Genomic DNA, 14,489 nt, shown 5'->3' with positions numbered 1-14,489 from the left:
GTCGTACTCTCCCCTCACGCGAGGCGGAGGTGGCGGTGTGGGGGAGTCCGGCGTGATCGTCTGCGGCCAGTCGGGGATCGCCGTGCCGATCACGGAACACCTCCTCACCGCGGGCTCGCCCGTCACGATCGTCATCCGTGCCATGGACCACGCGGGTGAGGCGATCGCGCAGCGCCTCGGCGTGCCCGTCGTCGTCTGCACCGGGCCCACCGAGGAGGCCCTGCTCGCCGCCGGGGTGATGACCGCTGACGCCGTGGTGTGCGTCGAGGACGGCGAGATGGCCAACCTGGAGACGGCGCTCGTGGCGCGTCGTCTGCGGCCCGACGTCCGGATCGTCACCCGCCTGGCGAACGCGACGGTCGCCGGCGCTCTCACGACGACGGCCGCCGATCATCCCGACACCGTTCTCGACGTCGCGGACCTCGCGGCGCCGTCGGTGGTCGAGGCGTGTCTGGGCATCACCACCCATCGGATCACCGCGGCCGGGATGGAGGTCGTCGCCGCGACGGTGCCGGTCCGGGTCGCCGGGACGCTGCGGGAGCAGTTCGGTGACCTCGCCCCGCTCGCCGTCGCGACGGCCGGGGAGATCGTGGCGTGCCCGGGCCGAGACCTCCCCGTGGACGCCGGCGATGTCGCGACCATGCTCGGCACGGTGGACGAGTTCGCCGCGCTCGGGTTGGCGGTGGGCGACGAGTCCGCGATCGGGGAGCGACCGCGGCCACCCGGGATTCTGCGCCGCGCGCGGTCGGCCGTGCGGTCGTTCGTCCGCGACGCCAACCCCAACTTCTTCCGGATGCTGCTGGTCCTGCTCGTGCTGCTGGTCGTGTCGACGACGGTCTTGCGGCTCTTCTACCGCAAGCCGGGGATGAGCGTCCTCGACGCGGTGTACTTCAGCACCGAGACGATCGCGACGGTCGGCTACGGGGACTTCACGTTCTCCGATCAGGCGGTCGCCCTCCGGATCTTCTCGATCGCGCTGATGTTCCTCGGACTCACGACGACCGCGATGGTGATGGCCTTCCTCGCCGAGTTGCTGATCTCGCGACGCATCGCCGAGGCGGCCGGCCGTCGTCGCGCCCGCTTCATGAGCGGACACATCGTGGTCATCGGACTCGGCGCCTTCGGGATCCGTGTCGCCCGTGACATCGCCGCCCGGGGCCGCGACGTGGTGATCGTCGAGAGGTCCGCGGACAACCGCTTCCTGTCGGCGGCCGCGGCGGCGTCGATCCCGGTGGTCATCGGGGACGCCACCCTCGCGTCGACCCTCGCCGACGCCCGGGTGCACACAGCCGGGGCGGTCGCGGTCCTGACCAGCGACGACATGGCGAACATCGAGACCGGCATCGCCGTGCGGGGTGTGCTGGGTGACGCCTGGTCGAACCGGCCGGGCCGTCGTGGTGTGCCGGTGGTGCTGCGCCTGTTCGACCGGGCGATGGGGGACGCCGTCGCCCACCGTTTCGGGTTCCGCCATGTGCGTTCGACGACGGAGCTCGCGGTCCCGTGGTTCGTCGGGGCCGCTCTGGGGCTGCAGGTGGTGAGCACGTTCACGGTGCAGTCGATGGCGTTCGTGGTCGGCAAGCTGCGCGTCGCGCCCGCCGGTGGCCTCGTCGGGGTCGCGATGCAGGAGCTGTCGGCGCACACCCGGGTCATCGCCATCCGGCGGCACGACACCGGCGAGCTGGAGTACCCACCGCGGCGCGGGACCGCCTTCGCCGCGGGCGACGAGGCCTACGTGGTCGGCCCGCACGAGGAGCTGCTGGCGGTGCTGGAGCACCAGCGCGTGGGGTGACTGGCCGCGCCGGGCGTGTTTGATGGGACCGTGACCGGAATCGATGTCGACGTGGTCGTCGTGGGCGCGGGCCTGGCGGGTCTGCGATGTGCCGGTGCGCTCCGCGGCCGGGGGCTGGACGTGCTCGTCCTGGAACGGTCCGACGGGCCCGGCGGCCGGGTCCGCACCGACACCGTCGACGGTTTCCGCTGCGACCGCGGATTCCAGCTGATCAACCCCTCCTACCCCGCGCTGGCCCGACACGTCGATCTCGACGCCCTGGATCTCCGCGTGGCCGGACGCGGTGTGCGCGTCGTCGATGCCGACGGTGGTGTCCACACCCTGGCCGACCCGTTCCGTCACCCCGACCTGACCACGACGACGCTGGCGTCGGCCGCCGCTCTGCGCCTGCTGCGTCCGCGGGCGGTCGTCGGTGCGGTCCGCTGGGCCCTGCCCGCGCTCGGACCGGTGCGACGGTTGCAGGCACGACCCGACGCGGCTGTCGCCGACGACTGGGATCGACTCGGCGTCGAGGGCCCCCTCCGCGACGCCGTGCTCCTCCCGTTCCTGTCGGGTGTCCTCGCGGACACCGCCGGCGTCACGTCCGATCGCTACGTGCGGCTCGTGCTGCGCAGCTTCCTGCGCGCCACGCCCGGGGTACCCGCGATCGGGATGCAGGCCCTGCCCGATCAACTCGCCGCACGCTGCGGCGCGACCATCCGTTACGACACGGCTGTCGACGCCATCGACGAGGCCGGCAGTTCGGTGGCCGTCCGGACCGCCGGGGGTGAGCGCATCGTGGCGCGGGCCGTGGTCGTCGCGACCGACGCCGTCGACGCCGCCGAGCTCACCGGGTTCGAGACCGCGCCCATGCGGGGCCTGATGACGTGGTGGTTCTCCGCCGACGGGATCGGCGACGACGCGTTCCTCCGCGTGTCGGGATCCGGTGGGCCGCTGGCGAACACCGCGGTGATGAGCAGCATCGCCCCCGATTACGCGCCGTCCGGGGCGACCCTCGTGCAGGCGAGTGCGGTCCTCACCGATGATCACGCTGTCGACGACGTCACCGTGCGGGCCGAGCTGGCCCACCTGTGGCAGGTGCCGACGGACAAGTGGGACCTGGTGACGCGCACGGTGATCCCGCGGGCACTGCCGTCGCAGACTCCCGGCCTGCCCGTCCGACGCCCGGTGCGTGTCGGTGAGCGGACGGTGATGGCCGGCGACCACCGCGACACCCCGTCGCTGCAGGGCGCGATGGTGTCGGGTGGTCGTGCTGCGACCGCGGCGATCCGCCTGCTGTAGCCCCACTCGCCGAGCGTGCAGAAACTCGCCGCCCAGCGTGCAGAAACTCGCCGCCGAGCGTGCAGATCAGCGCGCGGAGTCGATGCGATCGACGACGAGATCGGCGACGACCGCCGGGTGTGTCTCCGGGAGCCAGTGCCCGCCGTCCTCGACGACCGCGAACCGGTACTTCGACACCACATGTGCGGCGGTCTCGATCGCACCGGTGCGGGTGAGGAACGCGTCCTTCGCCCCCCACCCGAAGGTGGTCGGCACCGTGACGTCCCGGGCCGCGGAACCGAGCCCGAGCGCGATGGCGCGGTAGTAGTTGATCCCGCCGGTGAGTGCGTCGGTCTCGACCACCCGTTCGCGGACGATTGCGATGCTCTCGTCGTCGAGACCCGACCTGCGCAGACCGTCGGTGAGGCGGGACGCGACCGCGCGGATCAGCTTCTCCGGCAGGACCGGTGCCTGGAACGCGGCCATGTACCAGGAGCGCAACGCCTGCGACGACGACACCAACGCCCGGAGGAACGCCGCCGGGTGCGGCACCGACAGCGCCGTGTACGAGCGGAGGAGATCGGGGCGGTTCGCGGCCACGTTCCACCCGACCATCGCGCCCCAGTCGTGGCCCAGGAGGTGCACCGGTCGACCGATCGTCTGGACGAGTTCGCTCACATCGGCGACGAGTTCGGGCACTGCGTACGCGCGGCGGCCCGACGGCCGCGCGCGGGGGCTGTACCCCCGCTGGTCCGGGGCGATCGTGCGGATGCCGCGATCGGCCAGCTCGCCGGCGACGCGCCGCCACGACTCCTTCGTCTGCGGGAACCCGTGCAGGGCGACGACGACCGCGCCGTCCGCGCCGGGGCTGTCGAGGGGGCCGGTGTCGGCGACGTCGAAGGTGTATTGCGCGTGCTGGAACTCGGTGATGCGGTCGGTCATCGTCCGATCCTGACACCCGGGCCCGATCGTCTCCCGGGCGGTGACCACGACGGAGATGGTGCACGCGCTGCATACTCGACACAGAGTCCGAGCCCGGGAGGAGCGACGATCCCGATGTCCGATGACCGGAGTTCTCTTCCCGCCGGCATGCAGCCGATGCGTCAGGTGGACCACGTCCCGGAACCGCCGGCTCGGGCGGGCTTCTGGTTCTCCGGCCCGGGGTGGCGTCGGTGGGTCATGGCTGCGGTCTTCTGGGTGCTCGTCGCCGCGAGCGCGGCGGTCGGCACGCTCGTCGACGGCGGCTGGGTCGAGACGCTAGGGCTGGGCGCCGTCATCCTGGCGGTGCTGCTCGTCGTCAACGCGGGTCTGAAGTGCCTGACCCGCCATCGGGTTCAGCGCCCGCGGATGCGCGCGTAGAGCTCGGCGAGTTCGTCGACGACCTCCGCGACGTCGAGGGCGGCGACGCCGGACGCCCGGAGTGCCCGCGCGAGCCCGTCCGCGTCGAGTTCGGTGAGGACGTCGAAGTCGGCCGGTACGGGCAGGGGCGGGAGCACCCCGATCGCGAACGGGTCGTCGGTGGGGCGGCGCGGAGGTGTGTCGTCGGCGCGGGTTCCGGACCCGTCCACCGGGTCCGTCCGCATCCGGGTGAGCAGCGTCGGCACGTCGGCGCCCATCATCGCCAACGCGACCCCGGGACTGTCGTCGATGCGGGCGGCGAGTTCGTAGGCGACGGCGAGGACGTGGATGCAGTGCGGTTCGTCGTCGGGGCAAGAGCATTCGACGGTGAGATCGGCGGACTCGGTGGGCAACACCATCGCGCCGAGTGTCGCGGGTTGCTCGCCGCGTGCGACCGCGAGGAGGTCGTCGGTGGCGTCCTGCGCGCGCAGCAGCGAGACGACGGTGTCGGGTTCGACGGTCCGGAAACGCAATCCGGTCTCGAACGGGTCGAGTTGGCTGCCCTGGACCAGCGCTGTGACCAGGCCCGGCCGGACACGGAAATCGTGGACATGCCGTTCCCGGAAGTAGCCGCGTGCCTTGTTCACACGACGGGTGTCCGACGGCCTGTCCGCGACGGCGAGCACCGCCCGCGACCAGGGCGTCCGCCCGTACCCCCGCAGGGGCGTGTCGGCCTTTCGTCGGGAACCGCTGCCGCGCGGGCTCACTCGCCCACCGCCTCGTCGCGCAGACGGATGAGGTCGTGCAGTTCGTCGTCACCGATGTCGGCGAGCCAGTGCTCACCGGACGTCACGGTCAGATCCGACAGGACCCGCTTGTCGCGGATCATCGCGTCGATCCGCTCCTCGATGGTGCCGATGCACACGAAGGTGCGCACCTCCACCTCGCGGGTCTGCCCGATACGGTGTGCGCGATCGGTCGCCTGGTCCTCCACCGCGGGATTCCACCAACGGTCCACGTGCAGGACGTGATTGGCCGCGGTGAGGTTCAGGCCCGTGCCTCCCGCTTTGAGCGACGCGATCATCAGCGGTGGGCCGTCCGGGGCGGAGAACTGCTCGACCATCGCGTCGCGCGCCGACCGGCCGACGCCGCCGTGCAGGAACGGCACCGGGGCGCCGACCCGTGTGGCGAGCCAGGGCGCGAGCATCTCGCCGAACGCGGTGAACTGGGTGAAGAGCAGGGCGCGTTCGCCGTCGGCGACGATGGTGTCGACGATGTCGGCGAGGAGTTCCAGCTTCCCGGAGCGATGGGCGTTGCGCCGCAACAACGGTGAGCCGTCACCGAGGAAGTGCGCGGGATGGTTGCAGACCTGTTTGAGACGCGTCAGTGCGGCGAGGACGGTCCGGACCCGATGGCCCTCGTGGGTCGCGTCAGACTCGACCTTGCCGAGCGCGGCCATGAGGTCGTCGGTGACCGCGCGGTACAGGGCGGCCTGTTCGACGGTGAGGTTCGCGCGGACGGTGAACTCGGTCTTGGCGGGCAGGTCGGCGACGATGGTCGGGTCGCTCTTGACCCGTCGCAGGATGAACGGTGACGTGACCGCCGACAACCGGCGGACGGCATCGGGGTCACGCTCGCGTTCGATCGCCTCGGCGAACCGGGCCTTGAACACCGACGGGGATCCGAGAAGCCCCGGGTTCACCAGGTCGACGACGGCACGGAGGTCCTCCAGTCGGTTCTCGACCGGGGTGCCGGTCAGGGCGATCCGATGGCGGGCCGGGACGGCCCGTACCGCACGAGCGGCGGCGGTGGACACGTTCTTCACGTGCTGCGCCTCGTCGACGACGACCCGGTCCCACCGGATGGCGCCGAGGGACTCCTTGTCGCGGACGGTGAGCGCGAACGTCGTGACGACGACGTCGGATGCGGCCACAGCGGCCGCGAACCGGGAGGCGCGGGTGCGGCCCGGTCCGTGGTGGACGAGAACCCGCAAATGTGGTGCGAACCGGGCGATCTCACGCTCCCAGTTGCCGACCACCGACATCGGGCAGACGATCAACGTCGGCCCGGGATCGTCGTATGCCTCCCGCTCGGCGCAGAGCAGCGCGATGATCTGGACGGTCTTGCCGAGGCCCATGTCGTCGGCGAGGACGGCGCCGATCCCGAGCTCGGACAGGTGGGCCAGCCACTCGAGGCCGCGGTGCTGATACGGACGCAGGACGGCGTCGAGCGTCTCCGGCGGCTGCAGCGGCGTGGGCCGGACACCGCCCTGGTCGGCGATGTCGTCGAGCCAGGACAACCCTGACACCGACGTGACGGGCAGGCCCGGCCCGCCCGCACCGGTGACGAGTCCGAACAGCTCACCCATGTCGGGGGGATGGCCCGCCGCAGCGAGAGCCTGCTGTGTGGTGATGAACTCGGCCGCCCGTCGCAGCGCGGTGCTGTCCGCGCTGACCCACACGCCGCGGACGCGCACGAGGCCGCCCTTCTGCTCGGCGAGCGACCGCAGCTCGCCCTCGTCGAGGACGGTGTCACCGAGCGCGAGTTGCCATTGGAAGTCGCGGATCTCGGCCAGCCCCGCCATCACGGATCGCTGCACGGTCGCACCGGGTGCGGCACCGCGCAGCGACAACGACGGGGTCGCGACCGCGATGGTCCGGGGCAACAGGACCCCGACGCCCGCATCCCCGAGGGCGGTCGCGCCATGGTCCAACAGCGCACCGACGGTCTCGGTGTCGACGAGGAAGTCCAGGGTGTGGTCGTCGTGGTCGGCGCGTGTCAGCGGCTCGAACACCCTCACCGCGGCGGCGAGTTCGGTGGTGACCTCGTCGAGTTCGAGCGGGGACAGTCGACGGATCTCGACCGGCTCGTCGCCGTCGGGGGTACGACGGCAGACCTGCAGGCGCCAGCGCTCGGCATCCATCTCGACCAGGTCCGGATCGGTGGGGGCGGTCGGCTCGTGCAGACGCAGGACCAGCGAGCTCTCGCCCTCGCGCACGGCGGCGGTCCAGTCGTCCCAGGCCCGTGCAGCGCCGGCGGCGCGATCGACGTCGACACCTCCCCCGACGTCGGGGAGCAACGACCGGACGAACGGTGACCGCAGGGCGCCCTCCGGAACCGGCCGACAGCGCTCGCGACAGGTCAGGTCGACGATCTCGTGACAGAAGTCCTCGACGGCCTCGGCCCCACCGTTGTCGGTGATGACCGCGGGTGCCGCCGCCGACGTCTGCGACAGCCACGTCCGCCACCGCGCGGTCGGTACCGGAGTCCACCGCACCGTCCACGCGCCACCGGACCACGCCACCGACGGTGCGACCGCGCCCGAGGTGAGGAACCGTCGAACCGACTGTGTGACATGGCGATAGAAGGTCAGCTCACCCCCGGGTGCGGACCCGAGCGTGGGGGAGTCGAGGAGTTCCACGGTGGCGGCGGGGCCCAGGGTGATGGTCCCGGCGCGAACGGTCGACCCGGCGACGACGACGCTGATCGTGCGCCGCAGCGTGCGTCCGTCGATCAGCGTCGCGACCGCGGCGGGCACGGTGTCCGACGGGGTGGACGTCGGTGCGCCGGCGTCGTCGGTGAACCACAGCGACAGCCCCACCCCGGGCCGCCAGAGGGCATGCGTCGGTGGGGCGGGACTCACCCCGTCATCGTGGCACGGCCATCGGACAGGGTGTCGCCGCGCCGACGCCGGTCATCGAGCTGTCAACAGTTCGGCGCGGTGCACCACGGCATCCAGCGAGGCCTGCAGCGGTGCGGTGTCGCGCTGGACCTGCGCCATCAGCAGCCCGCCCTGTAGGGCCGCCAGTGTCGCCAATGCGAGCGAGGCGGTGTCGACCGAACCGTCGAGCACGCCGCGGTCCTGCATGGCGTCGTATCCCCGGCGGATGGCGCGCTCCCACCGGGCGAGCGCCCGGGCCACCGCGGCTCGTGCGTCGGGGTCCGTCTCGGCGACCTGTGCTCCGAGTGCGCCCAGTGGGCATCCGCCCGAGCACCCGCCGAGGCGCTGGTACTCGACGATCCCGTCGCACCAGCGACGCAACCCGTCGATGGAGTCGAGGTGGGCGAACACCTCCTCGTGGGTGCCGACGATGGTCTCGTCCTGGTGTGCGATCACCGCACGCACCAACTCGTCCTTGTCCGAGAAGTAGTGGTAGATCTGCGAACTGCTGACCTCCGCCCGGTCACGCACGTCCTCCATCGTCGTGCCCGTCACGCCGATGTCGAGCATCAGCTCCGCCGCTGCCGCGACGATGCGTTCGCGCGTCCGTCGTCCCCTGCTCGTCAACGGTCGGCCGGTGCTCGTGCGCAGCGTGTCGGAGGACATGACGGACAGCCTAGCGCTCTCTGGAGTGGACAATCCACTTTATGCGGAGCACCGTGACGGCGACCGGGAAGCACTCCCGGCACCGCCGACCCGAGGACGAGACGATGACCGCAGCCCAGGACTCCATGACCGACCGACTCACCGCGACGCTCGACGGGTCGCGCACACAGTTCCCCGCCGAGGTCACCGCGGCGTTCGACGCCGACCGGGCCGCGCTCGACGCCGCCGGTGTGCCCTCCGACGTGGCCGCGATCGGGACGACGATCCCGGACGCCGACGTGCTCACCGTCCACGGGTCGCAGACGCGCCTGTCCGACGAGATCGGCGACCGCCCGGCGGTTCTCGTGTTCTACCGGGGCGCGTGGTGCCCGTACTGCAACATCGCCCTGCGCGCCTACCAGCAGGAACTGGTGCCCGCACTCGCCGATCGCGGCGTCACCCTGATCGCGCTGAGCCCGCAGAAACCCGACGGCTCGCTCAGCGCGCAGGAGGCCGCCGAGCTGACCTTCTCCGTCCTGTCCGATCCGGGCAACAGCGTCGCGCGCAGCCTGGGGATCATCGCGCCGACGAACCCCGACGCCCTCGCGGCGCAGCGTCAACTGGGGCTCGACGTCACCGAGTTGAACGACGACGGCACCGCCGACCTCCCGTTCCCCACAGTCGTCGTCCTCGACCGGTCGCGGACGGTGCAGTTCATCGACGTGCACCCCAACTACACGACGCGCACGGAGTCGTCGGAGATCCTCGCCGCCGTCGACGCGTTGAGCCGCCAGTAGTCGCGCCGGATCGCGCAGGCGCCGGGGGTCACTCGCAGGCGACGCCGTCGCCGTCGCGATCGAGTCCGGAGCGATAGCCCGGTTGCCCGACCCGCAACGGTGCGGCGCCGGCGGCCCGGGCCGCGGCGCAGTTCCGGTAGTACGCGCCGCCGGCGTCGGGGGCGGGCGCGGGGATGACCGGGCGCGGCGCGACGGTGGTCGGGTCCGGGGTGCGGACGGGTGTGTCCCGGATGGTCTGGGGCGCCGGCGTGGCGGCGGGCGGCGGGGTGGTCGGCGTCGACACCGCGCCACACGAGGTGAGAACACGGGTGATCGCGTCCTTCTCGGCCGCGGTGACCCAGAGGCGGTAGGCGGACTTCACCGCCACCTGACGGGACACATAGGTGCATCGGTACGCGCGGTTCGGTGGCAGCCAGGTCGCGGCGTCACCGTCGCCCTTGCGCTGATTGGTGGGTCCGTCGGTGGCCTGGAGATTGCGGGGATCGTTGGCGAGGTCGCGACGCTCGTCGGGCGAGAGCTGTTGTGCGCCTTTTTGCCATGCGTCCGACAAGGCGACGACGTGATCGATCTGGACGGCGTCGGAGGTCTGCGCACCGCGGGTGAACGCGATGGTGCGCCCGGTGTAGGGGTCGGCGAGCGAGCCGGTGAGGACGACGCAGTCGCGGGTACCGGGCCGCGCGGTGATCGCGGTCAGGTCGCGGCGGAGGATGTCGTTGCGGGTGTCGCATCCGTTGTGGCCCAGGGCCACGTCGACGTCGTCGGACCAGGCCTGCCCGAACTGCGCACGGGTGTACCCGGTCTTCGGTGCGCGACCCTTCACCGGGAGCGCGTCGAGGGTCGCGAGTGCGGCGGATGCGGCGCCGGGAGCCGGGGTCGACGGGGTGGGCGTCGATTCGGTCGTCGTTGTCGATGACGGTGCGGTGGTGACCGTCTCGATGCGGGTGACCGCAGCGGCCTCGTCCGAGGACTGCTTGGTGTCGTCGGGCGCGACGAGACCCACCAGGGCGATCACCGCCACGACACCGACCCCCGTCAGGACCCCCAGACGACGGCGGGTCACGTGACGGTGACGCCGCCGTCCACCACGATGGTCTGCCCGGTGACGTACCCGCCGGCGTCGGAGGCGAGCCAGACAGCGGTGGCTGCGAGTTCCGCGGGGTCACCCATGCGCTTGAGGAGCTGCCGCTGCTGCTGCGACTCCAAATAGCCCTCGTCGTACTGCTCGGTCATCTCCGAGGCGAAGAACCCCGGGGCGATCGCGTTGACGCGGATACCTTTTCGGCTGCCCCACTGCTGCGCGAGGTCACGGGTCAGTCCCAGCACCCCGGCCTTGCTCGCGGCATAGGCGGCCTGGGGGAGACCCGCGGTGGTCAGGCCCAGGACGCTGGAGATGTTGATGATGCTGCTGCCCGGCTGCATCACCTTCGCCGCCGCCTGGGCTGCCCAGTACGACCCGTTCAGGTTGACGTCGATGACGGACCGGAACTGCTCGGGGGTCTCGCGGGTCGCGGGGACGGCGGTACCGACACCGGCGTTGTTGATGAGCACGTCGACGCGGCCGAAGGCCTCCATGGCCGCATCGATCATCGCGACGGCCTGCTCGGGCACGGCGACATCGGTGCCCACGCTGATGGCCGTCGCGCCGAGCGACTCGACCATCTGCTGGGTGTCGGCCAGCTTCTCCACGCGGCGGGCCGCGAGCACGACGGACGCACCGGCTTCGGCGGCCCCACGGGCGAACGCGACTCCGAGCCCGGACGACGCGCCGGTCACGATGACGACCTTGCCGTCGAGGCGGAACATGTCGAGCACGGGCATGGAGATCTCCTCGCTGAGAACTGTGGTCCTTACAGACCGAGATCCCGGCCGATGATCTCCTTCATGATCTCGTTGGAGCCGGCCCAGATCTTGGTCACCCGGGCATCCTTCCATGCCTGCGCGATGCGGTATTCGTTCATGAACCCGTAGCCGCCGTGCAGCTGCACGCAGGTGTCGAGCACCTTGTTCTGGATCTCGGCGGTCCACCACTTCGCCTTGGCGGCGTCGGCGGGGCTGAGCTCGCCGTCGCAGTGCGCCGCGACGCAGGCGTCGACGAACGCCTGCGTGACGTCGAGCTGGGTGGACAGCTCGGCGATCGTGAACTTGTTGTACTGGAACGAGCCGACTGCCTGCCCGAACGCCTTGCGCTCGGAGACATAGGTGAGCGTCTCGTCGAACAGGGCGCGGGCGTGCGCGAGGTTCGAGACCGCGCAGTTCATCCGCTCCTGCGGGAGGAACGTCATCATGTGGATGAAGCCGCGGTCGATCTCGCCGATCACGTTCTCGGCGGGGACGCGGACGTCGGAGAAGAACAGTTCGGCGGTGTCGGACTCGGGCTGGCCGACCTTGTCCAGCTTGCGGCCGCGCTCGAAGCCCTCCATGCCCTTCTCGACCGCGAACAGGGTGATGCCCTTGGCCTTCTTCTCCGGCGACGTCTTCACCGCGACCACGACGAGGTCGGCGTTGTAGCCGTTGGTGATGAAGGTCTTCGAGCCGTTGAGGACCCAGTCGGATCCCTCCTGGCGGGCGGTGGTCTTGATGCCCGCGAGATCGGAGCCCGCGGCGGGCTCGGTCATCGCGATGGCAGTCACGGTGTCGCCGGTGCAGAACCCGGGCAGCCAGCGCTGTCGCTGCTCCTCGGTGGTGAGGTGCACGAGGTACGGCGCGACGATGTCGACGTGGATGCCGAACGCCGACGGGATCGCCGCGCTCACGCCGGACAGCACCTCGGTGAACTTGGCGTTGAAGCGGTAGTCGCCCGCGGCGGAGCCGCCGTACTCCTCCGGGATCTCGAGGCCCAGGAAGCCGAGCTCGCCGGCCTGCTTCCAGATCTCGCGATCGATGAACCGCTGCTCGATGATCTTCTCGTGCCGCGGTGTGACGTAGCGGTCGACGAATTCCTGGGCCGACTCGCCGAAGGCGCGGTGGTCGGGGCCGTACAGGGTCCTGCGCATGGTGTCTCCTCGAGAAGATCTGTGATCCCGGGCGCGCCGTTGTTACCGGCGGGTAGCTCCAGGTGACTCCATGCTGCGCCGAGACGGTCATGCAGGTCAAAACGCTGACTGTGATCTGGGTCGCAGGGGGCTGCCGTAAGAAACGTCCGCTCCACGTGATCTGGGGGAGCATTGCCCTCTGCCAGTCCCCAGCGGACGTTTGTGACGACTTCTCGTCACCCGTGCGGCGCTTCGATCAGCAGAGCGGCTTCTAGTGTGCCCGTGTCGGGATCGACGAGAATCGTCCAGTAGCCGCCCATCAGTCGCGGCAGATGCCCCGAGTGCACGACACCGTCATGCGAGGCTGCGGCCAGGAACTCGCCTGCCCCTGGCCGGGCGGAGAAGTTGTCCACGAGCTCGATCCAGTCTCGTAGCTGAGACCGAGCCTGCTGCCGCAGTTCACATGCGGCATGGGGATCGTCTGCGACCTCAGCGGCGAACATCGTGATCGACCGACTCGAACCCGACGCGGCAATGGCGAGCAGTGTGTCCCTGTCGAGGGTGCCCACCACCGGAAGCGGAGGCGGAAAGCCGCGGAAGACCCCGTCGTCGTCGGTGGAATCTGCGAAGTCGCGGAAGTCCATGTTCGAGATGGACAGGTTGTTCTCCACCGACGACATCTCCGACGGGATCACGCGGAACGTCCGACCGGGTTCGTGGCCCCACTCCGTTCGCCCGAGATCGACAGCAAGGACGGACATCTCGGGATCGCTCATCGACTGCGCGTCGGCGATGAAGGCGTAGAAGGGCGGGTCGTCGCCGGTTCGATTCACGAGATCGGTCGCTGTCAGCCCCTCGTTCTCGGGATGGTCGACGCAGACGAGATTCGCCTCGAAGGTCGGGAACTGCGAATCCCCACTCTCGACCGGCTCCATCGCCGCCTGCGCGACGTCCGCCCATCGCGCATCGTCGGAGAAGTCGGTGCGGACCAGAAGTGACGGTGAGTACTCGCTGTCGAGCAGCTCCGCGAGAGACCTCCCGGTTCCCAGGCGTTCCAACAAGGCCTGGGCCTCGATGTGGCGTCGGCGCTCCCCGTCCTCACGCCGAAGCGCGGCGATGTCTCCCGGCGGGTCGGGAAGACGGAGGGACCCGACGATGCGATCGACCTCGTCGTCGTCGAGCGGCCCATGAGCACGCAGTTCCACCGACCAGGGCGCGATCTCGCGGCGCCAGGCGTGGCCGAGATGGCTGACGTGGAAGGGTGCCTCCGGCTCGGGAAGTGCGGTGAGCCACCGGCGGACGACGACCTGCGGTGTCTGCCCGTGGACGCTGAGATCGAGAGCCCCGGTCAGTGGGTCGCCGTCGATGGCCGAGCTGTGTGTCGACAGCGGGAGGTAGCCGACGTCCGTGGTGGGCATCTCGGCGACCGCTTGCATCTTTGTCTCGTGCGCACGTTGCTCGTCGGACACCGTCGGGTCGTCCTCGTCGACGACGGGTCCATTCCATGCGAACAGCGTCGGGTCGAGCGTGACGTCGATCTCGGGGTCCGAGAGCTCGATGACCTCCCCACCCTGCTCCCACCGGAGCGCCACACCGATCTCCACGTCGATCACCACCGTGATCGGTGAACCGGCATTCGGGAACACGAGCTCGTGGCCCGGTCGGCCGTGGACCTCCACCGGCGTCGGACCGTCCGGGTCCCCTATGTCGGTCTGCGAGAACCGGTTCTCCGCCGGCCACCAACGGTGGGGTTGGAACAGCTGGCGAGGCCCGAGCCCCGTGTACGAGACAAGCGCGCGGGCGTTCTTGACCCGGTGAGTGGCCGCCGTCCCGTCGCCAGGGATGTTCCAGGAATCCGTGGGTGTGTCGATCCAGACCGGGGCACCGTCGGCGTCCTCCGTCCGCCACCGTCCCGGATGCCCGTAGAACACCCGCCGGGGTTCGGGGCCGGCATGCATCGTCCCGACGAGATTCCGGCCGATGGTGCTGTAGGTCAGGCCGCGGATCTGCGGCCACGGCGGCGTCAT

The 14,489-nt window shown here is 70.6% G+C and carries 12 protein-coding genes; 4 read left to right on the top strand and 8 right to left on the bottom strand.

Annotation, left to right across the window (positions count from 1 at the left end; genetic code table 11):
- The first annotated feature begins 37 nt into the window (after positions 1 to 37).
- Positions 38 to 1,789 (top strand): NAD-binding protein, encoded by a 1,752-nt coding sequence (locus tag LX14_RS20920; protein ID WP_253646537.1) that lies wholly within the window; start codon positions 38 to 40, stop codon positions 1,787 to 1,789.
- Between the two features lie 30 nt (positions 1,790 to 1,819).
- Positions 1,820 to 3,070: an NAD(P)/FAD-dependent oxidoreductase gene (locus tag LX14_RS07105; RefSeq protein ID WP_253646536.1), complete on the top strand. Its 1,251-nt coding sequence runs from the start codon at positions 1,820 to 1,822 to the stop codon at positions 3,068 to 3,070.
- A gap of 66 nt (positions 3,071 to 3,136) precedes the next feature.
- Here LX14_RS07105 and LX14_RS07100 read toward each other — a convergent pair whose 3' ends face one another.
- Entirely contained in the window at positions 3,137 to 3,991 is an 855-nt protein-coding gene (locus tag LX14_RS07100; RefSeq protein WP_253646535.1) for an alpha/beta fold hydrolase, read from the bottom strand.
- Positions 3,992 to 4,105: 114 nt separating this feature from the next.
- Here LX14_RS07100 and LX14_RS07095 point away from each other — a divergent pair, with 114 nt between their 5' ends.
- Positions 4,106 to 4,408 carry a hypothetical protein gene (locus tag LX14_RS07095; protein WP_253646534.1) on the top strand — a complete coding sequence of 101 codons (303 nt, stop codon included), beginning with the start codon at positions 4,106 to 4,108 and terminating at the stop codon, positions 4,406 to 4,408.
- Here the strand turns inward: LX14_RS07095 and LX14_RS07090 are convergent.
- From LX14_RS07090 to LX14_RS07080, 3 genes are read right to left on the bottom strand one after another with little or no spacing between them, the layout of a single operon-like run.
- Positions 4,384 to 5,154, bottom strand: coding sequence for an SWIM zinc finger family protein (locus LX14_RS07090; protein WP_253646533.1), 771 nt, complete (start codon positions 5,152 to 5,154; stop codon positions 4,384 to 4,386). The genes LX14_RS07095 and LX14_RS07090 overlap by 25 nt on opposite strands.
- Positions 5,151 to 8,030, bottom strand: coding sequence for a DEAD/DEAH box helicase (locus LX14_RS07085; RefSeq protein WP_253646532.1), 2,880 nt, complete (start codon positions 8,028 to 8,030; stop codon positions 5,151 to 5,153). The genes LX14_RS07090 and LX14_RS07085 overlap by 4 nt, the downstream gene beginning before the upstream one ends.
- 51 nt (positions 8,031 to 8,081) lie before the next feature.
- Complete coding sequence (locus LX14_RS07080) at positions 8,082 to 8,714, bottom strand: TetR/AcrR family transcriptional regulator (protein WP_253646531.1); 633 nt, start codon at positions 8,712 to 8,714, stop codon at positions 8,082 to 8,084.
- A gap of 41 nt (positions 8,715 to 8,755) precedes the next feature.
- On the opposite strand from LX14_RS07080, the gene LX14_RS07075 reads away from it, so the two are divergent.
- Entirely contained in the window at positions 8,756 to 9,490 is a 735-nt protein-coding gene (locus LX14_RS07075; RefSeq protein WP_253646530.1) for a peroxiredoxin-like family protein, read from the top strand.
- A 28-nt stretch (positions 9,491 to 9,518) separates the two neighbouring features.
- Here LX14_RS07075 and LX14_RS07070 read toward each other — a convergent pair whose 3' ends face one another.
- From LX14_RS07070 to LX14_RS07055, 4 genes are all read right to left on the bottom strand, one after another.
- The gene (locus LX14_RS07070; protein ID WP_253646529.1) at positions 9,519 to 10,550 is read right to left on the bottom strand and encodes a GmrSD restriction endonuclease domain-containing protein; all 1,032 of its coding nucleotides are present in this window, start codon (positions 10,548 to 10,550) and stop codon (positions 9,519 to 9,521) included.
- Complete coding sequence (locus LX14_RS07065) at positions 10,547 to 11,308, bottom strand: SDR family NAD(P)-dependent oxidoreductase (protein WP_253646528.1); 762 nt, start codon at positions 11,306 to 11,308, stop codon at positions 10,547 to 10,549. The genes LX14_RS07070 and LX14_RS07065 overlap by 4 nt, the downstream gene beginning before the upstream one ends.
- Before the next feature lie 29 nt (positions 11,309 to 11,337).
- The gene (locus LX14_RS07060; protein ID WP_253646527.1) at positions 11,338 to 12,483 is read right to left on the bottom strand and encodes an acyl-CoA dehydrogenase family protein; all 1,146 of its coding nucleotides are present in this window, start codon (positions 12,481 to 12,483) and stop codon (positions 11,338 to 11,340) included.
- Between the two features lie 215 nt (positions 12,484 to 12,698).
- On the bottom strand, positions 12,699 to 14,489 hold the full coding sequence (locus LX14_RS07055; protein WP_253646526.1) for a DUF6924 domain-containing protein: 1,791 nt from the start codon (positions 14,487 to 14,489) through the stop codon (positions 12,699 to 12,701).

Source organism: Williamsia deligens (assembly GCF_024171765.1).
Lineage (GTDB): Bacteria > Actinomycetota > Actinomycetes > Mycobacteriales > Mycobacteriaceae > Williamsia_A > Williamsia_A deligens.
This window is presented reverse-complemented; position numbering and strand designations above follow the sequence as displayed.

Bases quoted from the DNA above. Each gene is read 5' to 3' on its own strand.
- LX14_RS07095 (WP_253646534.1), top strand. From the start codon at position 4,106: ATGTCCGATGACCGGAGTTCTCTTCCCGCCGGCATGCAGCCGATGCGT.
- LX14_RS07055 (WP_253646526.1), bottom strand. From the start codon at position 14,489: ATGACGCCGCCGTGGCCGCAGATCCGCGGCCTGACCTACAGCACCATC.
- LX14_RS07100 (WP_253646535.1), bottom strand. From the start codon at position 3,991: ATGACCGACCGCATCACCGAGTTCCAGCACGCGCAATACACCTTCGAC.
- LX14_RS07065 (WP_253646528.1), bottom strand. From the start codon at position 11,308: ATGCCCGTGCTCGACATGTTCCGCCTCGACGGCAAGGTCGTCATCGTG.
- LX14_RS07080 (WP_253646531.1), bottom strand. From the start codon at position 8,714: ATGTCCTCCGACACGCTGCGCACGAGCACCGGCCGACCGTTGACGAGC.
- LX14_RS07060 (WP_253646527.1), bottom strand. From the start codon at position 12,483: ATGCGCAGGACCCTGTACGGCCCCGACCACCGCGCCTTCGGCGAGTCG.
- LX14_RS07075 (WP_253646530.1), top strand. From the start codon at position 8,756: ATGCGGAGCACCGTGACGGCGACCGGGAAGCACTCCCGGCACCGCCGA.